This is a genomic window from Amnibacterium sp. (assembly GCF_051956055.1).
GTDB lineage: Bacteria > Actinomycetota > Actinomycetes > Actinomycetales > Microbacteriaceae > Amnibacterium.
In genome coordinates this window covers 1-24,818 of sequence record NZ_JBQCGC010000021.1, presented here as the reverse complement: position 1 = coordinate 24,818, position 24,818 = coordinate 1, and the positions used below count along the sequence as shown (strand labels likewise).

The 24,818-nt window shown below is 72.5% G+C and carries 20 protein-coding genes; 7 read left to right on the top strand and 13 right to left on the bottom strand.

Annotated elements, in window-relative coordinates; all coding sequences use genetic code 11:
- Positions 1-207: hypothetical protein (locus ACTHLI_RS03200; RefSeq protein WP_440181447.1), on the top strand; the 207-nt coding region annotated here is incomplete at its 5' end.
- A gap of 2 nt (positions 208-209) precedes the next feature.
- Here ACTHLI_RS03200 and ACTHLI_RS03195 read toward each other — a convergent pair.
- Positions 210-638 (bottom strand): DUF6630 family protein, encoded by a 429-nt coding sequence (locus ACTHLI_RS03195; RefSeq protein ID WP_440181446.1) that lies wholly within the window; start codon positions 636-638, stop codon positions 210-212.
- A gap of 94 nt (positions 639-732) precedes the next feature.
- Here ACTHLI_RS03195 and ACTHLI_RS03190 point away from each other — a divergent pair, with 94 nt between their 5' ends.
- The 4 genes from ACTHLI_RS03190 to ACTHLI_RS03175 all read left to right on the top strand — a co-directional run bounded on the left by ACTHLI_RS03190 (position 733) and on the right by ACTHLI_RS03175 (position 4,158).
- The gene (locus tag ACTHLI_RS03190; RefSeq protein ID WP_440181445.1) at positions 733-1,152 is read left to right on the top strand and encodes a type II toxin-antitoxin system death-on-curing family toxin; all 420 of its coding nucleotides are present in this window, start codon (positions 733-735) and stop codon (positions 1,150-1,152) included.
- Between the two features lie 96 nt (positions 1,153-1,248).
- On the top strand, positions 1,249-1,797 hold the full coding sequence (locus ACTHLI_RS03185; RefSeq protein WP_440181443.1) for a GtrA family protein: 549 nt from the start codon (positions 1,249-1,251) through the stop codon (positions 1,795-1,797).
- Positions 1,794-2,606, top strand: a complete 813-nt coding sequence (locus tag ACTHLI_RS03180) for a polyprenol monophosphomannose synthase (protein WP_440181441.1) — start codon at positions 1,794-1,796, stop codon at positions 2,604-2,606. The genes ACTHLI_RS03185 and ACTHLI_RS03180 overlap by 4 nt, the downstream gene beginning before the upstream one ends.
- Entirely contained in the window at positions 2,599-4,158 is a 1,560-nt protein-coding gene (locus ACTHLI_RS03175) for a hypothetical protein (protein WP_440181439.1), read from the top strand. Before ACTHLI_RS03180 ends, ACTHLI_RS03175 begins: the two co-directional genes overlap by 8 nt.
- Before the next feature lie 112 nt (positions 4,159-4,270).
- Here the strand turns inward: ACTHLI_RS03175 and ACTHLI_RS03170 are convergent, their stop codons facing one another.
- The gene (locus ACTHLI_RS03170; protein ID WP_440181438.1) at positions 4,271-6,214 is read right to left on the bottom strand and encodes a glycosyltransferase family 2 protein; all 1,944 of its coding nucleotides are present in this window, start codon (positions 6,212-6,214) and stop codon (positions 4,271-4,273) included.
- 192 nt (positions 6,215-6,406) lie between these two features.
- On the opposite strand from ACTHLI_RS03170, the gene ACTHLI_RS03165 reads away from it, so the two are divergent.
- Positions 6,407-7,816 (top strand): SDR family NAD(P)-dependent oxidoreductase, encoded by a 1,410-nt coding sequence (locus ACTHLI_RS03165; protein ID WP_440181437.1) that lies wholly within the window; start codon positions 6,407-6,409, stop codon positions 7,814-7,816.
- A 71-nt stretch (positions 7,817-7,887) separates the two neighbouring features.
- Here ACTHLI_RS03165 and ACTHLI_RS03160 read toward each other — a convergent pair whose 3' ends face one another.
- The 8 genes from ACTHLI_RS03160 to ACTHLI_RS03125 all read right to left on the bottom strand — a co-directional run bounded on the left by ACTHLI_RS03160 (position 7,888) and on the right by ACTHLI_RS03125 (position 19,358).
- On the bottom strand, positions 7,888-9,630 hold the full coding sequence (locus ACTHLI_RS03160) for a hypothetical protein (protein WP_440181435.1): 1,743 nt from the start codon (positions 9,628-9,630) through the stop codon (positions 7,888-7,890).
- Between the two features lie 211 nt (positions 9,631-9,841).
- The gene (locus tag ACTHLI_RS03155; RefSeq protein WP_440181434.1) at positions 9,842-11,563 is read right to left on the bottom strand and encodes a hypothetical protein; all 1,722 of its coding nucleotides are present in this window, start codon (positions 11,561-11,563) and stop codon (positions 9,842-9,844) included.
- Complete coding sequence (locus ACTHLI_RS03150) at positions 11,560-13,344, bottom strand: CDP-glycerol glycerophosphotransferase family protein (RefSeq protein WP_440181432.1); 1,785 nt, start codon at positions 13,342-13,344, stop codon at positions 11,560-11,562. The genes ACTHLI_RS03155 and ACTHLI_RS03150 overlap by 4 nt, the downstream gene beginning before the upstream one ends.
- Positions 13,341-14,498 carry a UDP-galactopyranose mutase gene (gene glf, locus ACTHLI_RS03145; RefSeq protein ID WP_440181431.1) on the bottom strand — a complete coding sequence of 386 codons (1,158 nt, stop codon included), beginning with the start codon at positions 14,496-14,498 and terminating at the stop codon, positions 13,341-13,343. Before glf ends, ACTHLI_RS03150 begins: the two co-directional genes overlap by 4 nt.
- 192 nt (positions 14,499-14,690) lie before the next feature.
- Complete coding sequence (locus ACTHLI_RS03140) at positions 14,691-15,533, bottom strand: glycosyltransferase (protein WP_440181430.1); 843 nt, start codon at positions 15,531-15,533, stop codon at positions 14,691-14,693.
- On the bottom strand, positions 15,530-16,510 hold the full coding sequence (locus ACTHLI_RS03135; protein WP_440181428.1) for a glycosyltransferase: 981 nt from the start codon (positions 16,508-16,510) through the stop codon (positions 15,530-15,532). The genes ACTHLI_RS03140 and ACTHLI_RS03135 overlap by 4 nt, the downstream gene beginning before the upstream one ends.
- 122 nt (positions 16,511-16,632) lie before the next feature.
- Complete coding sequence (locus tag ACTHLI_RS03130; RefSeq protein ID WP_440181426.1) at positions 16,633-18,921, bottom strand: LGFP repeat-containing protein; 2,289 nt, start codon at positions 18,919-18,921, stop codon at positions 16,633-16,635.
- On the bottom strand, positions 18,918-19,358 hold the full coding sequence (locus tag ACTHLI_RS03125) for a hypothetical protein (RefSeq protein WP_440181425.1): 441 nt from the start codon (positions 19,356-19,358) through the stop codon (positions 18,918-18,920). The genes ACTHLI_RS03130 and ACTHLI_RS03125 overlap by 4 nt, the downstream gene beginning before the upstream one ends.
- Before the next feature lie 317 nt (positions 19,359-19,675).
- Here ACTHLI_RS03125 and ACTHLI_RS03120 point away from each other — a divergent pair, with 317 nt between their 5' ends.
- On the top strand, positions 19,676-21,772 hold the full coding sequence (locus tag ACTHLI_RS03120) for a DUF6541 family protein (protein WP_440181424.1): 2,097 nt from the start codon (positions 19,676-19,678) through the stop codon (positions 21,770-21,772).
- A gap of 135 nt (positions 21,773-21,907) precedes the next feature.
- Here the strand turns inward: ACTHLI_RS03120 and ACTHLI_RS03115 are convergent, their stop codons facing one another.
- The 3 genes from ACTHLI_RS03115 to ACTHLI_RS03105 all read right to left on the bottom strand — a co-directional run.
- Positions 21,908-23,050, bottom strand: a complete 1,143-nt coding sequence (locus tag ACTHLI_RS03115) for a hypothetical protein (protein ID WP_440181422.1) — start codon at positions 23,048-23,050, stop codon at positions 21,908-21,910.
- A gap of 53 nt (positions 23,051-23,103) precedes the next feature.
- Entirely contained in the window at positions 23,104-24,477 is a 1,374-nt protein-coding gene (locus tag ACTHLI_RS03110; protein WP_440181421.1) for an LCP family glycopolymer transferase, read from the bottom strand.
- Positions 24,478-24,560: 83 nt separating this feature from the next.
- Positions 24,561-24,818: AIR carboxylase family protein (locus ACTHLI_RS03105; RefSeq protein WP_440181420.1), on the bottom strand; the 258-nt coding region annotated here is incomplete at its 5' end.

The window sequence follows — 24,818 nt, the reverse complement described above, 5'->3', positions numbered from 1 at the left end:
ATGGCCATGACGCTCCGCCTCAGTCCCACCGAGGACGAGACCCTCGCCCGCCTGGCTCGGCAGTTCCGCATGAGCAAGAACCAGGCCGCGGCGCAGGCCATCGACCTCGCCGCGCCGAAGCGCGACCACGCCGAGTTCGTGCAGCGCACGACGAGCCGCCTGATGGCCAAGTACAGCGTCCTGCTCGAGCGCCTCGCGGAGGCCTGAGCTCAGCCTCCGACGACCGCCTCGTGCCCGAGCGCGGCTGCGAGGTCGGCGACGGCGCCGGCGTTCGCTGACGGCACGACGGCCACCGGCCACGCGTCGTCCTCCTCCACCAGGCGCACGACGCGCAGCGCGGAGCCGGCGAGGATCCGATCGGCGGCCGCGGTCGCCTCCCTCAGGTCGTCGGTGTCGGTCACCTCGTCCAGGTCGGGCTGCAGCGCGAAGACGCGCGGCAGCTGCGCCAGCGCGTCGGACAGCTCCATCCCGGTGTCGTCGCTCCGGAGGAACGCGAGCGCCCCCGCCTCGTCGAGCCCGTCGAGCAGGGCCTCCCAGGGGTCGTCCCCCGCCTCGAGCGCCGCCTCCACCGATTCCCACACGGCTTGGTCCTCGTCGAGCGATGCGCAGAGCCGCCGCCAGGAGTCCGCCTGATCCATTCCCCGATCCTGCCGCACGCCTCCGCTCGCTACCCTGGTCCCGCAGGCCCCGCGAGGGCGTGCGCTCTCCGCCCGCCGGTCCGACAGGAGTCGTGTGTCCGATCCGTACGCGCCTCGCGTCGCGCAGACGGAGTACCTCTCCATCGACGACGTCGTCCAGATCGTCGAGATGTTCAGCGAGTCACCGCTGCGGGAGGCCGTGCGGGACCTGGGCCTGCTGATCGGCGCCGTCGACCGGCCCGGGCTGAAGTACCGCGGCATGGACGTCTACACGCCGCTCGCGATGAAGGCGGCCGCCTTCATGGAGAGCCTGGCGCGCAGCAACGCGCTCTTCGACGGCAACAAGCGGCTCGCGTGGCTGGCGACGAACGTGTTCCTCGAGCTGAACGGCAAGACGGTGCAGTTCAGCGACAACGAGATCTTCTCCCTGCTCCGCGAGGTGCAGCAGGGCTACCTGGCGACGAACGAGCTCGCCCACCGCCTCCACACGCGGATCGGGCCGGCGCAGGCTTGATTCCACATGAATGCGCGGCGACGGTGCGTCGGGATGGGCGCCACGCCGCCGATTCTCAGCGCCTCCTTCGTCCCAGGTCCTCTACCGTTCCCCCTTATGCGTGACATCTCCCCCACCGCCGCGCGCGGGCGAACCCTCCCCGACCTGGTGAGGGTCGCCTGGAGCGGAGGGCTCAAGGCGGCGATGTCGTTCGGCGTCGTGGGCCTCGGCGGCATGGTGATCGACGTCGGTGTCTTCAATGCGCTCCGTCTCGGCCTGTTCGGCCACGGCGCGCTGATCGACAAGCCGCTCACCGCGAGCGTGGTGAGCGCGAGCCTCGCCATCGTCTTCAACTGGGTCGGCAACCGGTTCTGGACCTTCCGCGGCCAGCGGCGGCCGGACGTGTGGCGGGAGGCGCTCGAGTACGGCGCCGTCGCCCTGCTCGGCCTCGGCGTCAGCCTGCTCTCCCTCGCCGTCAGCCACTACGCGCTCGGCCTCCACTCGATCGCGGCGGACAACGTCGCGAAGAACGTCATCGGGCTGGGCCTCGGCACGATCCTGCGCTTCTCGCTGTCCCGCTGGTGGATCTGGCGCCCCTCCCGGCGCGCGGTCGCAGCGGGGATCGCCGGCCGCGCGGCCGCCCCGGCGCTCGGGACGGACGCGTGAGCGAGCAGGAGGGCCGGACCCTCGTCATCGTCCCCACGTACGACGAGCGGGAGAACATCCACCGCACCGTCGACAACGTGCTGACCGCGCTCCCCGACGCGCACCTGCTGGTCGTCGACGACGCGAGCCCCGACGGCACCGGCGAGCTCGCGGACGAGATCGCCGCGAAGGACCCGCGGGTGCACGTGCTGCACCGCACGATCAAGAACGGGCTCGGCGGCGCCTACCTCGCCGGCTTCGCCTGGGCGCTCGAGCACGGCTACGAGTTCGTCGGCGAGTTCGACGCGGACGGCTCGCACCCCGCCTCCGCGCTCCCCGCCATGCGGGCGGCGCTCGTCGGCAACCCGGGGGTCTCGCTCGCGATCGGCTCGCGCTGGGTGCGCGGCGGCAGGGTCGTCGACTGGCCGAAGCGCCGGGAGGCGCTGAGCCGCGGCGCGAACCTGTACGCGCGGCTCGCGCTCGGGCTGGGCGTGCACGACGCCACCGCCGGGTTCCGCCTCTACCGTGCCTCGATCCTCGACCGGCTCGACCTCGCCACGGTGAAGTCGCGCGGGTACTGCTTCCAGATCGACCTCACCGTCCGCACGCTGCAGGCCGGCGGCCGGATCGTGGAGGTGCCGATCACCTTCCGCGACCGCGAGCTCGGCGTCTCGAAGATGAGCGGCTCCATCGTCGTCGAGGCGATGACCATGGTCACCGTGTGGGGCCTCGCCCGGCTGCTCGGGCGCCCGGGCCGCTGGATCGCCGCCCGCGCCGGCACCCCGGTCGTGCAGCTCGATCACGCCCGGGGGCCGGCTCAGCGTGGCTGACGCGACCGGCACGGCGGCGCCCGGAACGGCCGCGCCGGAGGACGCCGGGTCGCCCGTCGACCCGGTCGCACCAGACCCGGCACGCCGCGACCGTCGGCGTCGCGGCCTCCTGCTCGCCCTGCTGCTCGTGATCGTCGGCGTGGTCGCCTACGGGATCCGGGTGTCCATCCAGCTGCGCGGCGGCGGCCTCACCGGTCTCGGCGCCTACGACGACGGCGTCTACTACGCCGCCGCGGACGCGCTCGTGCACGGGCGCATCCCGTACCGCGACTTCCTCCTGATCCAGCCCCCGCTCATCGCGGTCGTCACCGCGCCGTTCGCGGCGCTCGGCACCGTCATCGGCGATCCGCAGGGCTTCGCGATCGCGCGCCTCGTCTACATCGGCATCGGTGCGGTCAACGCCGTGCTCTGCGGCTGGATCCTCCGCCGCTTCGGCTGGAGCGCCGCCATCGTCGGCGGCCTCGGCTACGCGGTCTTCCACCCCGCGGTCTACTCCGAGCGCTCGGTGCTGCTGGAGCCGCTCGGCACGCTCGGCCTGCTGCTGGCGATCCTCCTGCTGCAGCGGGCGGCGAGGCGCCCGTGGTTCGCGCTCGTCGCTGGCATCGTCGGCGGCCTCGGGGTCGGCGCGAAGATCTGGTACATCGTCCCGGTCCTGCTGCTCCTGCTGATGGCCGGGCGACGGTGGCTGCGCTACCTGATCGGGGTCGCGATCGGCGGGTGCGCGATCTACCTGCCGTTCTTCGTCATCGACCCGCAGACGATGTTCCAGCAGGTCGTGCTCGACCAGATCGGACGCGGTGGCGGCGCCGGACCGAGCGTGCTGCACCGGCTCGAGGACATCCTCGGCGCCCGCACGACCATCGGCATCCCGGCGCAGCTGATCGCCGCGGTGCTGCTCGTCATCGCGATCGCTGCAGTGGTCACGACGCTGCTGACCCGCGGCGCCCGCACGCTCGGGGTGCTCGCCATCGCGACGACCGTGATCCTGCTCGCCGCCCCCTCCTGGTTCGCGCACTACACCGCGCTCACCGCGCCCCCGCTCGCGCTCTGCATCGGGGTGGCGACCGGGCGCCTCAGCGCTCGCATCCCCGCGCGGTGGGGCAAGGTCGCGCTCGTGACGCTCGTCGTCGCCGGCGTCGTGTTCACGAACGAGGCGAACGACCGCAGCCCCTACGGGACGAAGATGCCGAGCGACCTGCACCTCGCCGGGAACACCGTCAAGGGCTGCATCACGGCCGACGACCCCGGCGTCCTCATCGAGATGAACGTGCTGAGCCGGAACCTCCGCGACCCCACCTGCCCGCTGTGGCCGGACGTCACGGGGTGGACGTACGACGTCAAGGACCTGACCCGGAACGCGCAGGGCGGCCTCATCGCCCGGCGGCTGAACACCAAGTGGCAGCGCGACATCGTCGCCTACATGGAGTCGGGCGACGCGACGATCCGCACCCGCTCCGCGACCGGCTACAGCGCCGCGTCGAAGGCGATCATCGACTCGGGTGCGGTCCTGTACCGCAACGGGCGCTACGTGGTGCACGCGACGCATCACTGAGCCGGAGGCGCCTCGTGTGCGGGGTGGTCTCGAGTCCCTCGGCGGGGAACACCCGCCGTGGGGCCCATCGCTCCGCTCGCACCTCGACCACCGGTGAGCAGCGGGGCTCGGGTCAGCGGCGGCGGAGGTAGCGGCGGGCTCGACCGGCCAGGCGGCGGGCGTCCGCGATCGCCTCCCGTAGCTTGGAGCGGGAGGGGCGCAGCGCCGTGTCGCGGAGGGTCAGCCGACCCCGACCGTTGACATGCGCCGACCACCGCGTGATCCGGTCCACGCCGTCCGGGAGGCGGAAGGCGAGCCGATAGCGCCCGGGCGGGACGGCGCCGCCGCCCTCCAGGCGCACGCTGCCGCCCTCGGCGACGACGGCGGCGTCGACGACGTGACTCTCCCCCGCCTTGCTCTCGAAGCGGACGCCGCCCTGGATCCGGGTCTCGGCCCAGGCCCGCACCTTCGGCAGCGGCACCACGAACGACGCGGCGGTCCCCGCGGTCTGACCGCTCGGGATCCCGCCCTCGGCGACGAGGTTGCGCGCCTCGCCCACGAGGTCGATCGCGAGCGTGCCGGCCTTGTTCGTGTACGCCACGGCGGGGCGGCCCGCGAGCAGCGCGGGCATCGCCTTGACCTTGACCCGGAGGCCCTGGCTGCGGCCGATGTCGCTCCAATGCACCATGCCGGTCAGCTCCCACCGCGACGGCGGCAGCGGATGCCCCCCGGCCGCGCGCTGCGGGTCGACGACGACGTGGCCGCGCGACACCGGGGTGAGCACCCCCGGCTCCAGCTGCTCCCACGCGGTCACCGCACCCTCGACGGGCTGGTCCCAGGTGATGTGCTCGCTCCGGGAGTGCACCGCGACGCGCAGCTCGAAGGTGTCGAGCGCGTCCGTCACGTCGAGCGCCTCCGGTGACAGGGCAGCCGCGATGTCCGCGGGCAGGTCACGGACCAGGCGCCCGTCGCGCTGCAGCACCCGCACCGGCTTCCGGTCGCGGTCCACCCAGCGGGCGACGACGTCGGCGTGCAGCACGCCGTCCTCCCAGCGCACGTGGGAGGCGGTGAACCGGGCCGCCAGCTTGTCGTCGAGCTGCCAGAGCCGGCCGAGCAGCTCCACCTCGCCCGCGCGCGTCAGCTCCGAGTGCGCCCTGGTCACCATGCCGAGCCGGTGGTCGAGCTCGGGCGGCACGTACCGCGCCTGGACGGCCTGCGCGCGCGGGAGCGTCCGCATCGCGCGCTCGAGCGTCGCCGTGCCGGCGAGCTTCGAGTACCGCTTGATCGCGCGGGCCTGCCACTGGTGCACGAGCTCGTCCTCGTGCGCCCGGGCGAACGCCTCCCCGTCGAAGGTGCGGTCGATGAAGTCGAACAGGACGTCGAGCCGGTTCCAGAACTCCATCCCGCCCGGGCCGTAGGTGGAGGAGTTGTTCGACTCGGTGAGCACCCACAGGTAGACGGGGGTGTCCGCGAGCACGGAGACGACCTTCGCGTGCCGCCACGCCTGCACGTTGAAGAAGATGTCCTCCCACAGCTGCCGCTTCCCCTCCGGGAACCGGATGCCGTGCTCGACGAGGAACTCCCTGCGGTAGAGCTTGTGGGGCATCATCGGCATCAGCGCGTGGATGTCGCCCGCGGGGATCGCGTTCGCGATGTTGCCGTGCCGGAACGGCTGGGTCCCCCACCAGACGCTGCGGGTCTCCGCCTCCTTGGGGCTGACGGCGTCCGCCCCGGTCTCCGCCGCGAACTCGACGAGGCGGCGCAGCGCGTCCGGGAAGAGCCGGTCGTCGTGGTCCATGTAGAAGACGTACGGGGCCCTGGCCAGGTCGGTGCCGACGTTCCGCGGCCGGCTCGGCCAGCCGGAGTTCTCGATGCGCTCGACGCGCATGTTCGAGCGCGTCGCGGCGATCGCGCTGAGGCGCTCGAACGTGTCGTCCTTCGAACCGTCGTCGACGACGATCAGCTCGAACTCGTCCTGCGGCAGGGTCTGGGCGTCGAGCGAGTCCATGACCCGGGAGAACCCGTCTCCCGGCTGGTACGCCGCGACCACGACCGAGACGCGCGGGCTGTCGGTCATCACGATCCCTCCGTCGTCGTGCGCCGATGGCAGCACGGTCGACCGGGCAGCGTAACGGCTCCGCACGACCGTCCGCAGGAGGCGCAGGGGGATCCGCGTGCGTGCACTGCGATCCGGCACAGGTTCACCCCGGCGGCGCCTCCTGGCGGATGCCGCCCTGGTCGGCCAGGGGCCCGCGGTTAGGCTTCCCCCATGTCGACGGGGCAGCACTTGAGGACGGTCGCGGTCATCCTGGCGGGCGGCGTCGGGGTGCGGGCGGGGCTCGGCATGCCGAAGCAGCTCGCCCGGATCGCGGGCAAGCCGATCATCGAGCACACGATCGCGGCGGTGGACGCGGCGAAGTGCATCGACGAGATCTTCGTGATGATGGAGCCGAACCACATGGGGGCCGTGGAGGAGCTCATCGCCTCCGGCCGCTACCCGAAGCTCACCGGGGTGCACCCGGGCGGCGCGACGCGGAACGACACGACGCGCCTCGCGCTCGAGCAGCTCGGCGAGGAGGAGTGCAAGGTCCTCTTCCACGACGCGGTGCGCCCGTTCGTCGACGAGCGGATCCTGCAGGACTGCGTCGACGCGCTCGACCACTACGGCGCGGTCGACGTCGCGATCCCCTCCGCGGACACGATCATCCAGATCAACACCGAGACGAACGTGCTCGTGGACGTGCCGCCGCGGGCGCTCCTCCGGCGCGGGCAGACGCCTCAGGCGTTCCTGAACTCCGCCATCCGCAAGGCCTACGAGCGGGCGGGCAAGGACCGGAACTTCGTCGCCACCGACGACTGCACGGTGGTGCTGAAGTACACGCCGGACGTCCCGATCGCGGTCGTCGCCGGGTCGGACGAGAACATGAAGATCACCGAGTCGATCGACGTGTTCATCGCCGACAAGCTGTTCCAGCTGAAGACCGCGGAGGCGGAGGGCATGTCCTCCGCGGAGCGCGAGGCCGCGCTGACCGGCAAGACGGTCGTCGTGTTCGGCGGCAGCGAGGGCATCGGCGCCGCCATCGCGGACGCGGCGCAGCGCTTCGGCGCCTCCGTGTTCGCGTTCTCCCGCTCCTCCACGGGCACCGACATCCGTAAGCGCAAGCGGGTGCGCGCGGCGCTCGAGCAGGCGAAGGCCGAGACCGGGCGGATCGACTACGTCGTGAACTCGGCGGGCATCCTCGAGATGGGCGGCCTCGAGACCTTCAGCCACGAGGCGGTCAAGAAGACGATCCAGGTCAACCTGCTGGGGCCGATCATCATCGCCCAGGAGGCGCTCCCCCACCTCAAGGAGACGAAGGGGCAGCTGCTGTACTTCACGTCCTCCTCGTACACGCGCGGGCGGGCGAACTACGGCATGTACTCGGCGACCAAGGCGGCGACCGTGAACCTCACCCAGTCGCTCAGCGAGGAGTGGACCGAGGTCGGCGTGCGCGTGAACTGCATCAACCCGGAGCGGACCAGCACCCCGATGCGCACGAAGGCGTTCGGCGAGGAGCCCGCAGGCACGCTGCTCGCGGCCGAGACGGTCGCGATGGCCTCGATCGACACGTTGCTCTCCCCCATCACGGGGCAGATCGTCGACGTGCGGCGGCGCGACACGGCGCCGCAGTCGGCCTGACCGGCCGCTACCCCGCCCGTGAGCGGCTGTCCCACCCGCCGGTGCGGGCGGGACAGCCGCTCAGGGGCGCGTCAGGGCGCGAGCACCGATGAGGCGATCCCGACCTGCGCGAGCTGCAGGTTGTGGTCCGAGCCCTGGTACTGCGACTGGAACACGCCTCGGGAGATGTGCATCACGTTGTCGTACCGGTAGGTGAACGGCGACCCCTTGAGCATCACGTAGTCGATGCGGTTCGTGGGGTACGGGTGGATCCTCGCGTGCACCGGGTAGCCGGAGTCGACGCCTCCGACGCCGTTGCTCGAGTTCGTGGTGCTCCACCGCCAGTTCGACCGGTTCATGGTCGATGCCGAGTCGAAGTAGCCCTTGCCGACGAGGACCGTGCTCGGGCCGTTCGTCTCGTACGGCGCGAACGAGTTGAAGTCGCCGACGAGCACGATCGGCATGGTGCCGCTCGGGGTCGCCGCCTTCGCGTCGAGGTAGGAGGCGAGCGCCGCCGCCTCCTGCCGCCGGTTCAGGGCCTGCGCGGAGGAGGAGCCGACCGTGAAGTGCACCGCGGAGGCGAGGAAGCGCTGCCCCGTCGCGTTGATCTGGAACACCGCCCAGGCGCCGCCGCGGTCGTCACCGATCTGCGACTGGTTCCACGGCACGTGCAGGTCGTACTTCGGCGAGAAGTAGCCGGCGCTGACGACCGACAGGACGGCCGGGTTGTAGAAGAGGTGCGAGTCCACGACCGCGGAGCCGCTGTGCGCGAGCTCCTCGTTCCGGATGAACGCGTTCGCGCTGGTCGCCGCGATCCTGTACGGCGTGGACGCGCCGGCGAGCGCGCTCGCCATCGTGTCGTACTGCTCGGTGCAGTACTGCGGCACCCCGTTCACGACGTGGACGATGCAGGAGGGGTTCATGCGCGTCGTGTCGAGCTCCTCCGCACCGAACAGGTCGGGCTTCGCCGCCTCGATCGTGTTCACGATCCGCGGCAGGCGGCTCGCCCAGCGGTGCTCGGGCGAGTCGTTCTTGGTCGACGGCTCGCTCCCCACGTTCAGCGTGCCGACGCGGAGGCGCGTGATCGCCGCGGTCGTGGCGACGGAGCCGCTGCCGGCGAGCGTGTACGTGCCGGGCGACGAGAGCCGGTAGGCGTCCCGCGGGGTGTAGACGAGGTGCATCGCGTTCGACCCGGAGTTCGACTGCACGACCTTCACGAAGATCGCGTTGCCGGTGCCCGCGCCGACCAGCGTGCGGTACTTCGACGGCACCGTGAGCGTGATCGACGTGGTGCCCGCCGGGTACCAGCGGGAGGTGAAGTGGCCGACGTCGGTCATGCTGTCGGCACCGGCGATCACCGCGACCTTGCGGAAGCGGCTGCCGCCCGACCAGGAGACGACGACCTGGTTCGCCCCGCCCGGGCGCGCCTTGACGTGGGACACGGGCGTCGGCATGCCGTTCGAGGGGGCGGTGTGCACCGTCGAGCTGACCCGCGTGGCGCGCGCGGAGAACATCGTCGACACGGGCTTCACGGTCACCCAGTAGGTGTGGTGGTTCGCGAGGCGCGTGAGCTGCACCGAGAGCGAGCGGACCGTCTTCGAGTGCGCGTGGTGCATCCACCGGTTCGTGCTGTATCGCACGATGTAGCGCGACGCCGTGGGCACGCGGTTCCAGCTCGCCGTGATCGTGCGGTCCCCGGACACCAGGTGCACCCGCGGGGCCGCGGTGGCGGCCATCGCGGGTGCGGCGGTGAGCCCCGCGGCGCCGACGAGCGCGGTCGTCGCGATCGCGAGCGCGACGCCTCCGCGGAGCAGTCGGCGTCGGCCGACGCGCATGGCGAAACGTGACATGGATCCCCCCAGATCGTCCCGATGCGCAGGCTACGGATCTCCTGAGCGCGACGATGCCCCCAATGCGGGGCGCTCCTCAGCGACACGCCGCGCGCCTCCCCATCCTCGGGTTCGCGGATCCGCAATAGCGCGGCGACGCGCCGGGTCGCCGTCCCGCATCCCCGCGTGTCGGGCAGGAAGTGCGGATCCGCGAAGCTCAGGCGGTGGGGCGGGCGAACGCGCGGCGGCGGCGCTGCACGGCGATCGCCTCGTCGACCGCGGTGCGGAAGCGCGCGGTGACGTCGCCGGAGGAGTCGACGCGGCGACCGAGCGCGAGCCGGTCCGGCGCGTGCACGTCCTCCCCGAGCGCGTCGTCGAGGGCCACGAACACGTCCTTCGGGAGCTCGCGCAGCACGAAGCCGGCGCGCGTGGTCGGGAACTCGGCGGCCATCGCCGCGTCCGTGAGCCCCGGCAGCGCGCAGGTGGCGAACGGCACGTCGTGCCGCACCGCCTCCACCAGCTCGGGCGCGATGTCGACGACGGCGAACGCGGCGAGCGCCAGCGCCTCCGGGAGCCGGGAGGCGGGCCAGGTCGCGTGGTCGCCGCCCTCGGCGGCGATGCGGGCGCGGATCGCCTGCACCGCGACCTCCACCGCCGGCACCCGCGCACCGCTCGGCGCGGCCGGGACGAACAGCGTGCGCACGTCCTGCCTGGCGAGCAGCGCCTCCACGATCGCGGGTCCGCGAGTGAGCACGGAGGAGAGGTCGCTCGTGTCGACCACGTTCTCCCAGGTCGGCGCGTACACGACGGTCGGGCGCCCGGCGGCGGGGCGCTCGGGCGGTGCGGGCGGCCGCACCGGGCCGATCTCCCGGATCTTCGCGTCCGGGACCCCGCTGACCGGGTACGCGTACCGCTCCCGTCCCGCGGGTCCCGCGACCCAGATCTCATCGTACATGCGCGCGAGCGGACTGCGCGACTCGGGTTCGTCCGAGTCCCCGTGCCCGACGAGCACGTCGTAGATGCCCGGCACGCGGAGGAGGTGGTTGTTGATGTTCGTGGCGTCGGAGGGGTAGAGCGCGAGATCGACGGACGCGACCATGAACAGCTCGACGTCCTGGCTGCGCGGCGCCCAGACCACGGGCACGCCGCAGCCGGCGAGCGCGTCGAGGTGGTACGGCTCCCGCACGACGATGAGGCACGGCCGCTCGAGCGCCAGGAGCGCGGGCACCCACAGCAGCACCTGCTCGACCGTGCCCGCCCTGCCGGCGTGGTGCAGGACCACCTCCGGTGCATGGCGGTCGATCGCGACGCGGACCGCCTCCCGCACCGCCGCGTCGGGGCGGTTCAGCACGAGGTACTGCACGAACCGGGCGGCGAGGAACACCAGCACGACCGCGATGGACAGCCACTGGGCGATGATCGCGTCCGTGTACCGGTCGTACACCGACCCGATCGCGTAGCCCAGCGGGATGAGCAGGCCCAGGAGGGTGAACGGCATATCCACCTCGGGCACCGTCGTCGTGGGCTGCGGCGTGGGCAGCCCGGGCACCTCGAGGTTGCGCCAGCTCACCGGCCCGCCCGCACGCCGCCACTGCAGACGCCGCGCGAAGATGCCGGAGGCGTCGCGGCCCGCGGCGAGCAGCAGCACCGCGACCACGGCGAGCGCCACGATCTGCCCCGCGTCGGGCAGGAGGTTCGCGGCGAGGATCGCCGTCAGCACGTCCATCGACAGCAGCCGGAACCGGATCCCGATGCCCGTGTTCAGCGCCTCCGGCAGCAGGTACGGCGCCCGGCGCGAGAGCACCAGCTCCATCGTCACGACGGCGACGGCGGCGATCAGGAACAGGATCGGCACCGGCACGACGGCGCCGACGAACAGCAGGAGGTACGCGAGCCCGAGCGCGCCGGACACCGCGAGGCGTCGCGTCCGGCGCATCACGAGCGCCCCGCCTGCGCCAGCCGCGCGTCGGCGCGCGCGATGAACGCGTCGATCTCGGCGAGGAACACGACCATCGGGTCGCCCTCGGGTCCCAGGAGGTGCTCCGCGAGGGTCTCCCGCTGCGCCCGCCGCGGGTCGGCGCCCGCCGCGTCCGCGAGCGCGGTCGGCAGCGTCGTGAGGTCGCTACCGAGCAGCTCCGCCGCGGACGAGGACGGGAACATGGCCCGGAACTCGGCGTCGGGCACGTCGCGCCGGTTGGTCACCGCGTACGGCTTGCGGGAGGCGAGGAAGTCGGTGATGACGCTCGAGATGTCGCTGATGAGCAGGTCGGCCCGGTTGAACGCCTCGTACAGCGAGTTCGGCGTCGGGGCGACGACCTCGCTGCCGCCGCCTGCGCGGCGGACCAGCTCGTCGATCGCCTGCCGGGCGCGGGCCGCCTCCGGCAGCCGGTGGCCGGTGAGCGGGTGCGGCTTGAACAGCACGTCCGCTCCTGCGTCGAGGCAGCCCTGCACGATCCGCTCCCCCATCGTCGCCACGGAGGAGTAGTCCGCCTCGTCGAAGAACCCCTCCCACGTGGGCGCGTAGAGCACGGTGAGGCGGTGGCCGGGCTCGGCCGACTCCGGCGCGGCACGCGCGATGTCGGCGAGCTGCGGCCGCCCGACCGCGCGGAGCACGCGGAGGTCGATGCCCTCGTCGACCGCCGCGTAGCGGTCGATCGCGGCGCGTCCGGCGACCCAGATCTCGTCGTACATGCGGTTCAGTGGGCTGAAGCTGCCGACCTTGTCACTGTCCCCGTGCCCGATGAAGCAGTGCATCGGCCCGGGGATGCGGATCATCTCGTCGTTGCGGACCACGTTCGTCGGGTAGAGCACCACGCGGACGGAGGGAGGCGTGAGCGCGATCAGGTCCGCCACGGTCGGCGCGACCACGGTCGGCTTCCGGATCCCCTCGACGCCGTCGAGGTGCACCGGCTCCCTGAGCACCACCAGTGTCGGCCGCTCGAGCGCGTTGATGACGCTCGTCCAGACCCCCAGCGCGTACGTGCCGTCCGCCGGCGAGGAGAAGTAGAAGACCACCTCCGGCGCGAGGTCGGCGACCGCGGCGGCGACCGCGGCGTTCGTGTCGCGCACGGGGTGCCCCGCCCGCGGCCCCCAGGCGCGCCATGCCGTCCACCCGGTCCACGCGATGATCGCGAGGACCACGACGGCGAGCACCGCGGGGGCGACGTGCACGCCCACCGCCGCGAGCGCGAACCCGATCAGCACGAGCACCTCGGACGCGGTCAGCAGGCGCAGCCCGTCGATCGGGAGGCGGTCCTGCACCGGGTCGGGCAGTGGCCCGGGTCCCTCCGACGCGCCACCGATGTCCAGGTGCCGCCAGGTGATGGTGGCCTGCTCGCGCTGCATGCGACGCACGCCGAGCGCGGTGTAGCCGGTGAGCCCGAGGTGGGTGACCATGACCGTCACCAGGAGGAACGCGAGGCTGGTGAACTCGGTGACGGGCGGCGTGGCCGCGACGGCCGCGGCGACCGCCCCGTTGCGGACGAGCGAGCGCTCGGGACGGTCGAGGAGCACCCGTCGCAGGAGCCTCCTGAGCGCCGCCGGCCGCTCGCCCCGGACGATGTCGGAGACGAGGCTCGGGACGGCCCCCGCGACGGCGATGCCCCAGAGCCCGAGCAGCAGCGCGACGACGGCCGCGAGCACCGCGAGCGCCACGAGGCCGAGGTCGACGACGTCGCTCGAGTCCTGCCCGAAGCGGACCGCGCGGAGCCCGGGTCTCACGCGGGAGCGGCGGCGAGCCGGGGCGCGAGCCTGTTGTCCACCATCGAGAGCGCGGAGCCGATCGCCATGTGCATGTCGAGGTACTGGTACGTGCCCAGGCGGCCGCCGAAGAACACGTCCTGCTCGTCCTGCATGAACTCGCGGTAGCGCAGGAGGCGGTCGCGGTCCGCCGGCCGGTTCACGGGGTAGTACGGCTCGTCGTACGGTTCCGCGAAGCGGGAGAACTCGCGCATGATCACGGTCGCGTCGGCCGGGCTGTCGCGCTCCGGATGGAAGTGCTTGAACTCGTGGATGCGCGTGTACGGCACGTCGAGGTCCGAGTAGTTCATGACCGAGGTGCCCTGGAAGTCGCCCACCGGAAGCACCTCCCGCTCGAAGTCGAGCGTGCGCCACGACAGCGGCCCGAGGCTCGACCCGAAGTACTCGTCGACCGGTCCGGTGTAGACGACCGGCACCTGGCCGACGGTCGCGTCCTTGCCGAACAGGTCGGAGGTGAAGAAGTCGGTGCTGAGCCGCACCGTGATCCGCGGGTGGTCCGCCATCCGCTCGATCCACGCGGTGTACCCGTCGACGGGCAGCCCCGCGTGCGGGGCGTGGTCGTACCGGTGGTCGTCCGTGTAGCGGACCGGGAGGCGGGAGATCACGTCCGCGGGCAGCTCACGGGGGTCCGTCTGCCACTGCTTGGCGGTGTAGTCCCGGATGAACGCCTCGTACAGCGGCCGGCCGATCAGGCTGATCGCCTTCTCCTCGAGGTTCGCCGGCGTGCCGCCCGCGAGCTCGGCCGCCTGCTCCTGGACGAGCGCCCGCGCCTCCCCCGGCCCGTAGGCGGACCGGAAGAACTGGTTGATCGTGCCGAGGTTGATCGGCAGCGGGAACACCTCGCCGTGGTGCTTCGCGTAGACGCGGTGCACGTAGGAGGTGAACGCGGTGAAGCGGTTCACGTACTCCCACACCCGCTCGTTCGAGGTGTGGAACAGGTGCGCCCCGTAGCGGTGGATCTCGATCCCCGTCTCCGGGTCCCGTTCGCTGTACGCGTTGCCGCCGATGTGGTCGCGGCGGTCGATCACCGTCACGTCCAGGCCGTGCTGCTCGGCCATCCGCTCCGCGACCGTGAGCCCGAAGAACCCGGACCCCACCACCAAGAGATCCGTCATGCCCGCACCGTCCCCGTCATCGGGGGGCAAGCGTAGCGGGGGTGCAATTCGAAGGGGATCCTGCCGCCCGGAGGGCCGCAGGATCCCCTTCGAACTGCACGTACGCGTTCGCGGATCCGCAGAACTTCCGCTGCACGCCGCCGATCGCGTCGACGACGCGGCGCGTCGGGACGGAAATGCGGATCGGCGAGGTCAGCCGGTGCGGCCGCGGCGGAAGCCGCGCTGCAGGAGGGTCCGGTACGCGACCTTGCGCAGCGCCTCCGGCACGAGCCGGTAGCCGCCGCGGACGAGGACGTTGCGGACCGTCTCCGCGGGCGTCGTGATCCCGGCGCGGCGCATGAGCCGCTGGAGGCGCAGCTCCGCCTGCAGCTGCCGGACGCCGCCGCGGCGCTTGTACGCACCGGCGCCGACCCGGTACTTCACGAGCGGCTCGGGGATGTTCTCGGCCCGCGCCCCCGTGGCGAGCATCCGCGCGAAGAGCCAGTAGTCCTCCATCAGCCCGACCGGCACGTAGCCGCCCGCGCGGCGCACCGCCTCCCGCCGGTACACCACGGTCGGGTGGCTGAAGGGATCGTGGAAGCGGACGTACCGCTTGATGTGCGCCTCGCCGGTCGGGGGCGTGCGCACGCCGATCGTGACCGCCTCGTCGTCCTCGAACTCGTACAGGCCGGAGCCGACGAGGTCGAAGCCCGTGTCGAGCAGGGCGAGCTGCTTCGCGAACCGCTCGGGCAGCGCGATGTCGTCCGCGTCCATGCGGGCCACGACGTCGTGGGCGCACGCGTCGAGCCCGTGCATGAGCGCGTCGGCGAGGCCGCGGTTCTCGGGCAGCGCGACGACCTTCGCGGGCACCGGTGAGGTCGCGACGAGCTCGGCGAGCACGGCCTCGAGCGCCTCCGGCACCGGGCCGTCCCGCACGATGACGGCCTCGGTGGGTCGAAGGGTCTGCTCGTCTACCGCGGAACGGAACGCCCGGGTCAGCTGTGCGGGATCGTCCCGCGCGTACACGGGCAGGAGGAGCGAGAACGCGGAGGTCACGCGGCTCGGCGCGCGGGCGCCTCGACCTTGACCACGGCCTCGGTCACCGGCCCGAGATCGCAGAGCACGTCCGCGTTCAGCCGGGGACGGCTCCCGAATCCCGCGACGAGGCCGCGGCGCAGCTGGGTGAGCAGGAAGCGCCGCTGGTGGGAGGCGCGAAAGGTGCGCGCCCAGCGCAGCAGGGTGGACCCCATGTAGACGGCCTTCTCGAACGGGTTGAGCCCGTGGCTGAAGACCATCAGCCAGATCTTGTTGCGCACCTCGAAGAAGAACCGGGGGCCGGGATCGGCGTCGGTGTTCGCCCGCGCCTTCGTCTTGTGCACGACGACGCTCGACGGCACGTAGAGCCCGCGGCCGCGCCGGAGCATCCGGGTCGAGAACTCGAAGTCGTCGTTCCAGATGAAGTAGTCGGCGATCGGCAGGCCCGCCTCCTTCACCCGGCCGGCGGAGACGAGCATGGAGACGAACGACAGCGACCGCACCGGCGTGGACCCGCGCTCGGCGGCCGCACGCACCTCGTCCTTCCGCGCGAACGGGTTCGCGCGGGGCGTGTTCATGGGGTGGTCGGAACCGTCGGTCCACACGACCCGGCTGCCGGCGAGCACCACGTCGGGACCGTCGACCGCCTCCAGCAGCGACTCGAGCGCGGTCTCGGTGGGGACGGTGTCGTCGTCCATCACCCAGATCCAGTCGGGCTCGTGGCGCGCGATCGCGACCGCGATCCCGGTCGCGAAGCCGCCCGCCCCGCCCGTGTTCCTGGTGAGGCGGATCAGCTCGACCTCGGGCCAGAACTCGCTGGCGACCTGGGCGGAGTCGTCGTCCGAATGGTTGTCGACGACGACCACGGCGGTCAGCGGTGCGGTCTGCGCCCGGAGGGCCGCGAGCGCCTCGAGCAGCAGCTCCTGCCGGTTGTAGGCCACGACGACGGCGACGACCGAGGGCGCACCCTCATCGGGCTCGCGATTCGTGGGTGTCACCTGGCCCTCGTTCCGGGGGTCTCCGTCGCCGCGGCGCACGGCGCCACGAGTGTAACCATGCCCTGGTTCTCCCGGGTGCGCCGGGAACGAGACCGTTTCACCCCGGCGCGTCGCCGGGATCGTCACGATCTGCTCGCCTTGGCCCCGCCCGACGCGGTCCAGCTGATCGTGCCGTGCTGGAAGGTCTGCACCTGCGCGCCGTGCACGGAGTGGCAGTTGTCGGTCGGCCAGCCGAGCCAGCTGCCCGTGCCGCCCATCGCCTCGTACTTCGCGAGGATGTCCCCGCGCACCGCGGCGCTCCCCGCCCGCGAGACGTAGATCTTCCCGCTCTGGAACGTGGAGACGGTGCCCCCGATCCCGTGCGAGTCGTGCTGCACGGACACGAGCCAGGCCAGCGTGCCGTTCACGCCGCCGCGCTGGTCGTAGAGGGTGAGCGCGCTGCCACCGAGCGACTGCGCGCCGGTCTTCGCGGTCCAGTAGATGGTGCCGCCGGCGAACCGCTGGTACCAGCCCCCGCCGTTCGCGCTGGTGCTCGACGCGACCCCGACGGGCCAGCCGAGCGCGCCGGCGGGTCCGCCGTGCGCGACGTAGTGCGCGCCGGCGATCCCGCTCACGGTGTACGACTTCTGGTGGATCACGACGACGCCCTGCTGGAACGGCTGCACGGTGCCGGTCGAGCCGTGCCCGAGGACGAGCCGCGGGTCGCCTGCGGGCCAGCCGAGGATGTTCGCGTCCGCGCCCCTCCTGAGCCAGATCGCGAGGACGTCCCCGGTCACCGTGGTGTTGGTCGTGCCGGCCACGACGACGCGCCCGCGCTGGAACTGCTGCCAGGTCGCGCCGCCCTTCGCGGTGCTGACGACCGGGTCCGCGACCGGCCAGCCGAGCGCGCCGTTCTCGTACCCGTTGCGCGCGAACTGCGCGTAGACGGGGGCGAGCACCACGGCGGTCCCCGCGGAGGAGACGTACAGGCTGCCCTTCTGGAAGCCCTGCACGGTGCCGGCCTTGCGGTTCAACTGCCCCGTCCTGGGCCAGCCGAGCTCGCCTGCGGGGCCGCCGGTCGCGTTGTACTTCGTGAGCACCGCGCCGGTCAGCACGAACGCGCCGGAGCCGGAGACGTACACGTTGCCGTGCTGGAACGCCTGCGCGGTGCCTCCCCCGTTCGCCGTGGTCGGGCCCGCGTCGTTGGTCGGCCAGCCGAGTGAGCCGTTCTCGTACCCGTTGCGCGCGAACGTCGCGTACACCGGCGCGAGGATCGCCGCGGTGCCGGCGGCGGACACGTAGACCGAGCCGTTCTGGAAGCCCTGCACCGTGCCGGCCTTCCGATTCATCTGCGCCGTCCTGGGCCAGCCGAGCTTGCCGCCGGGGCCGCCCATCGCCGTGTACTTCGCCTGCACCGCGCCGCTGATCCCGTAGGAGCCGGCGCCGGAGGTGTAGATCGTGGCCTTCTGGAACTGCTGGTAGGTGCCGCCGCCGTTCGCGGAGACGCTCACCGCGTTCGCGACGGGGTTGCCGAACGCGCTCTGGTGCGCGTCCCAGAACGTCTTGATCGCACCGGTCACGAGCAGGTGCGTCGAGCCGAACCACGTCGTGAAGTAGAGGTAGAAGTTCCGGTTCCCGTACGAGGAGCAGCCGTTGCCGAGCCCCCACCCGGCCGCGAGCGCGGCCGCGTTCGGCTGGTACGGCGTGTAGTAGTACAGGCTCGCGGTGGCCTTGTTCTTGATGGTGATGGTCTGCGCACCGCAGGTGGCGTTCGGGTTGTAGAGCACGCCGTTCGGCTTGCCGACCGGGAACCAGTTGAAGTTGGTCCACCCGGGGCCGGTCGTCCCGGGCGGGCTCGTGTAGCGCACCAGCCAGTAGGCGACCCCGTACAGCTGGTTGAACAGCCCGTACTTGCTCGGGTCGCACGCGGCCGTGTCCGGGCAGCCGAGCCCGGTCGCCTTCCGGTAGATCAGCGACACCGTCTCGCCGTAGCCGGGCATGCGCCCGGTGACCAGGGTCTGCTCCTTCTGGAGCATCACCAGGATGACCTCGGGGTTGACGTTGCACGCCGCGCCGACGGCCGCGATCACCTGCGCGGCGGTCGCGTTGCTCTTCGCCGGCAGCGCCTTGCACATGGGGTTCGCCGTCATCGCCGGCATGTTCACCTTGACCGACTTCAAGCAGGTCGCCCCGGAGGAGCAGGTCGGCTGCTTGGCGTTCAGGAACGACTGGATGTCGGACGCCGACATGGTGGTGCCGTTGAACATGACGGAGTCGTCGATGATGTTCGCCGGGTCGAACCCGTCGAGCACGGACGCCCTCGCGGACTGCCCCGTCACCGCGGTCAGGCCGACGCCGGCCGCGACCAGCGCGACGCCCGCCGCGATCGCGGCGAACCGGCGGAACCGCGGCATGCGCTCGCGGGAGCTCATCCGACCTGCACCGTGCGGACGGCGGAGGCGCCCACGGACTTGGCCGAGCTGTAGCGGACGCGCACCTGCCAGCTGCCCGCGGTCAGCCCCTTGACGGTGACGGCCTCGCAGCCGGTGTACGACGAGGCGCCGACGCCGCTGCTCGTCACCGTGCGCGAGGTGGCGCCGGAGGAGAGCTGGACGGTGCAGGTCCCACCGGTCTCGATGATGTTCGGCACGATCGCGGAGACGTCGAGCGCCTTCGCGGAGGAGTCCCAGTCCGCGGTCGTGATGAACGGGACCACCGCGGTGCGGCCGTCGGCGACGGACGAGGGCGACGGCGTCGCCTGCACGGTGGAGGCGGCGGTCGGCCCCGGGCTGGCCGACGCGATCGTCTGCGTCGGGCTCGCGCTCGGGACGGACGGGTCGATCACCGGTCCGGAGGAGGTCGCCGCCACCGAGGCGGCTCCACCTCCGAGCGACGAGCACGACGTCAACGCGGCCGCCGCCGCAGCGACGAGGACCGCGGCGCCGATGGCGCGAGCGACAGAGACAGACTTCGATTCCCCCACACCTCGACGGTACGGACCGAATGGCTCGCCGTGTCCGCCGGGGGCGGCGTGTCCGGGCCCCAGTCCTGGTGCCCCCCGGCCGTCCGTGCACTCCTCGAGCAGGTTCCCGCACCCGATCACGGTCCGTGGACCTGGACACGCCGTGGCAAGGCGCGCCGCGTGCCACGTGTTCGGGGGTCGCCTCGATTAGCGTTCCCTCCGTCATGTCCTGGAGCGCGGTGGCCCCGCCCGTCGCCGTCGTCCTCGTCGCGGTCTTCCTGCCCGGCCTGGCGCTCGCGATCGCGGCGCGGCTGCGCGGCGTCGTCGCGCTCGGTCTCGCCGGTCCGCTCGGCTACGCGGTCGTCGGCATCACCGGGGTCGTCGCCGCGCCGGTGCACGTGCCGTTCGGCTGGCCGTCGCTGCTCGTGGTCACGGCCGTGCTGGTGCTCCTCACCGTCGCGGCCCGGGCCGCCCTGCGCGCGGCCGGGATGGCGACGCCGCCCTGGGACACCTGGCGGCCCGCCTCCTGGATCCCCGTCGTCGTCGGCGCGGTGATCGCGACGATCGCCATCACGGCGGTCGCGTTCGCCTGGGTGCCGAGCCCCGACCGGATCACGCAGACCTACGACACCGTCTTCCACCTGAACGCGGCCGCGTCGATCGTCGACACGGGCGACGCCTCGAGCCTCCACCTCTACCGGCTGACGCATCCGGGCAAGAGCCTCGCCTACTACCCGGCCGTGTGGCACAGCCTCACGGCGCTCGGCGCGGAGACCACCGGCGTCGACATCGCCGTCGCGGCGAACGCGACCTGGATCGCGACCGCGGGCCCGGTCTTCTCCCTCGGCGGGGCCTTCGTGTCCGCGGTGCTGTTCGGCCGCACCGGGCTGCGCCGGGACGACGCCCGACCGGCGCAGCGCACGATCGTCGCCACCGTCGCCGCCGTGCTGTCGTCGACGTTCGTCGCGTTCCCGTACCTGCTGCTCGACTTCGGGACCCTCTACCCGAACGGGCTCGCGTACACGATCCTCCCCGCCGGCGTCGCACTCGTCGCGGCGCTCCTCCCCTTCCCTGCGCGGGCGCCGTGGCGGCCGGAGGCGGTACCGTTCCGGACCCGCACGGTGCTGCTGCTGCTCGGCTGGGGTGCCGCGGCCGCCTTCGCGCATCCCCGCTCCGCGGTCGCGCTGCTCGTGCTCGCGACCCCGCTCGCCGTCGCGTGGTTCGCCGCGCGGATGTCGGCGCTCGCCGCCACGGGCCAGCGCGGGCGGCGGCGGGCGCGCATCACGTGGGTCGTGCTCGTGCTCGCCGCCGCCCTGGTGGTGGTGCTCGCGGTGCTGTTCGTCCTGCACTACTACGACGTCGGGAAGCGGCCGATCTCGGACCACCTGAACGGCGGCCCGGCGCTCGCCCGCGAATCGTTCGGGCAGGCGCTGCTGCAGGGACTGCTCGCGACCTCGCTCGTCGTGCCGGGCGAGCTGCCGCTGCCCCCGCCGATCCTGCTCGCGATCGTGGTCCTCGTCGGCCTGATCGCCGCGCTGCTGCGGCCGGGACTGCGCTGGGTGGTGGTGACCTACCTCGCGCTCGTGCTGCTGTACGCGCTCGCCGCCGGGAGCAACAGCGACCTCGCGAAGATCGCGACGGGGCTGTGGGACAAGGACAAGTTCCGGATCGTCGCCATGATGCCCACGATCGGGGTGCCGCTCGCGGCGTGGACGATCACCGCCGGGGTGTCGGAGCTCACCGCGAGCCTCCGGAGCCGCGTCGCGCGCCGCAGCGACCCGCGCCTGCGGACCCTCGCCGTCGCCACCGGGCTCATGACCGCGGTCGTCGCGGCCACGGCGTGGTTCGGGCCGTCGCTCGGCGGCCTCAGCCGGTCGATGGGCGACGTGTTCGCGCTGCCCGCCCACCAGAAGCAGGGGCTGCTGCTCGACGCGGACGAAGCCGCCCTCCTCGAGCAGGTCGGCCGCTTCGTGCCGAAGGGGCAGCTGATCGTCGGCAACCCCTGGAACGGCTCATCGCTCGCCTGGGCGCTGGGCGGCAGGCGGGTGCTCTTCCCCCACCTCGGCGGCTACTGGACCACGGACGGCAAGATCATCAAGAGCCATCTCGACGACTGGGCCACCGATGCGCGCGTCTGCCCGGCGGTGCGTGCGGAGGGCGTCCGCTGGGTGATCACGGATCCGGGGCGTCTCGCGGGCGACCGGAAGGCGGCGTCGCGGTTCGGGGCGATCGACCGGGTGGTCTCGACCAGGGGCGGCGCGCAGCTCGTGGCCTCGTCGGGCTCGGCCCGCCTGTGGCGCCTCACCGCCTGCTGGCCCTGATCCCGAGGCCGACAGCAGGACCGAGCCGCTTCAGCAGGACACATCGCGCGGATGCGTCCTGTGGATGCTCCTCCGTCCTGCTGTCGTGCTCGGGGAGTCCTGCTGTCGTGCTCGGAGCTTCGGGCTTCGTGCTCGTCAGGGGTGGAACGCGTCGATGAGCGTGAAGAGCAGCTGGGTGGTGCGGGCCAGGATCAGCCCGATCAGGTACAGCACGGCGCAGAGCGCCCAGAACCGGTTGACCGTGAGCAGCCACTTCGCGCCGCGGTAGGCCATCGCCGTGATGATCGGCACGCACGCCGCGAGCACCGGCAGGTTGGGCAGCACGAAGAGGGTGGAGCCGGAGCAGCCCCACCAGATCGAGCAGAACACCATCGTCAGCCCCGCCGCCCACAGCCCGGCGGGCAGCCGCTGCAGCACGCGGAGGACGACGGGACCCTGCTCGCCGTGCTGCGGCACGGCGAAGTACCGGACGACGCCGGTGATCGCGGCCGCGAAGAGGAAGAGGGCGAGGCTGAAGGTCAGGATCCCCGGGAAGTGCCAGGAGGCGAACAGGAGCTCCGTCTGTGCGAGCCAGGACAGCATCGGGTGGGGCTGGAACTCGGCGGTGAACTCGGACGCGCGGGCGAGCCAGCCGGCGGGGCCGGCGAGCCCGAACCACAGCACCTGCATGAGCAGTGCGGGGACGGCCCAGGCCCCGGTGAACGCGGCGAGCGCCTTCGTCCTGGCCAGCCGCGCGCCCCGCGGCGTCGTCAGGGCGATGCCGATCAGGAACGCGGGCAGCGCGAGCGCCGCGACGGCGAAGAAGCCGCTCGCGACGCCGACGAGCGCGGCAGCGAGCAGCCGCCAGCGGGGCAGCGAGACGAGCGCGAAGCCCGCGGTGAGGAGCGCGGCCGCGATCCAGCCGCCCTCCGCGGTCGGCGGCCCGTAGACCGGCTCGGTCGGGTCGGCGCGCAGGTTGAGCGCGAGCACGGCGAGCATCGCCCCGAAACCGGCCCACCGGCCGGCGGCGCGGCGGCCGATCACGAACAGGGAGCCGAGCAGCAGCGCGTGGAACGGCAGCACGAGGGCGCGCGCGACCTCCACCGGCAGCCGGACGAGCGCGACGCTCCGCGCCTCCGCCGGGGTCACGGGCGCCAGGACGGCGACGGCGATGAAGATGGTGAGCTGCACCGCGAGGAGCAGCGCGACGGCGACCACGAACAGCACGTCGAGGGGGGTCGTCCGTCGTTCGGCGGTCACGAAGACGTCAGCGGCGCGCCGCCGGGTCACCGTCGTCATGCCCGCAGGGTATCGGCGCGACCCCCGGACGCGGCGCAGGGACGCAGGCGATCTCAGTGCAGCGCCGCCTGCACCACCCGGTGGATCCGCGCATAGTCGGGGTGGGCCGGGTCGTATGCGGGCTTCACGAACTCGACGTTCACGGTCTTCTGCGAGCGCGACTGCATCGCGGCTCCGGCCAGCACCCCGAGCAGCGCCTGCGGCAGATCGGTCCGGATCGCGTTCGAGCCCGCCTTCGCGATCCGGTCGAACCGGGTGAGCAGGGTGATCGGGTTCATCTGGTGCAGCATCGCGTCCTCGAGCTGACGCTGCCTCGCCATCCGGTCGTAGTCCCCGAGCGCGCTGCCGTACCGGGATCTGGCGAACCACAGGGCCTTGTTGCCGTCGAGGTGGTGCGTGCCCTTCTCGATCCACACCTTCACGCCGGTGAGCCTGCCGTTCACGATGTGGCCGCCGATCGGGAGCCGCTGCGTCGCCGTCACGGTGACGCCGCCCATCGCGTTCACGAGCGGCTCGAACGCGGTCATGTCGACGAGCACGTAGTACTGGATCGGGATGCCGAGCGCGCCCTCGACCGCCTCCCTGGTCGCCTCGATCCCCGCGCTGGAGTGGTTGCGCACCGCGTCCGGGTAGAGCGCCTGCTCCTTCAGCTGCGCCTCGGTGTAGATGGAGTTGAGCTCGCAGACGTCGACGTTGCAGCGGCCGTTCGCGCCGTAGCCGTTCGGGTAGAGCTTCTTCATCGGCGAGCCGTCCGCGAACGGGATCGGGTTCGTGTCGCGCGGGAGCCCGAACGTGACCATGTGCCCCGTGAGCGCGTCCACGCTGACGACGGAGATGCTGTCCGGGCGCAGACCGGAGCGGCCGGGCCCGGCGTCGCCCCCGAGCAGGAGGATGTTGTACCGCCCGCTCGCGGGCAGGTCGACGCGCGTGTTCGCGAACGCGGTACCGAGGCTCGAGCGCGCGACGCCGGTCGCCCACGCGGCCCAGCCCGCTCCGCCGACGCCGATCAGGAGCACCAGCGCGAGCCCGCCCGCCACCGCGCCGCGCGCGACGGGGACGACGCGGGTGAGCCGGAGCAGCCGGACCGTGTCCAGGGTGAGCAGCACCCAGCAGACCGCCCACACGACGGCCGCGGCCTGCAGCAGCGAGAGCCCGACCGCGTTCGTCGGCAGCGTCAGCAGGACCTGCGGCAGGACGAACCAGAGCACGAGCGCCACGACCAGCGCGACCCAGCCCACCAGCCACAGCCCGAGCACGACCCGGCCGACCCGCCGGCTGCCGGCGAGCGACTGGGCGCTCCCGGGGATCAGGAGATGGAGCACGGCGAGCCAGACCGCGCGCCGCGTCATCAGCCGCCGGTCGCCGATGTCCGGGTCCCGGAGGGGCGTGCCTCCCGGTGGCCGCGTCAGCCCCTCCCCCGTCCGCATCCCGGCAGGCTAACCACCGGGCGGGCGCCCGCATGCGCTTCACCGGGTACGGCGAGGAGATTCCTCACCGTGCCCGCGACCCGTCAGTCGGCTGCGCCGAGCGCCGCGTCCTTCGCGGCGACCTGCCGCTCGAGGTCGGCCGCGTAGTCGGCGAGCGCCGCCGCGATCCGCGTGTCCGCCGAGCCGAGGATGCGGACGGCGAGCAGCCCCGCGTTCGCGGCGTTGCCGATCGCGACGGTCGCCACGGGCACGCCGGTCGGCATCTGCACGATGGACAGCAGCGAGTCGAGCCCGTCCAGCGTCTTCAGCACCACCGGCACCCCGATCACCGGGAGCGTGGT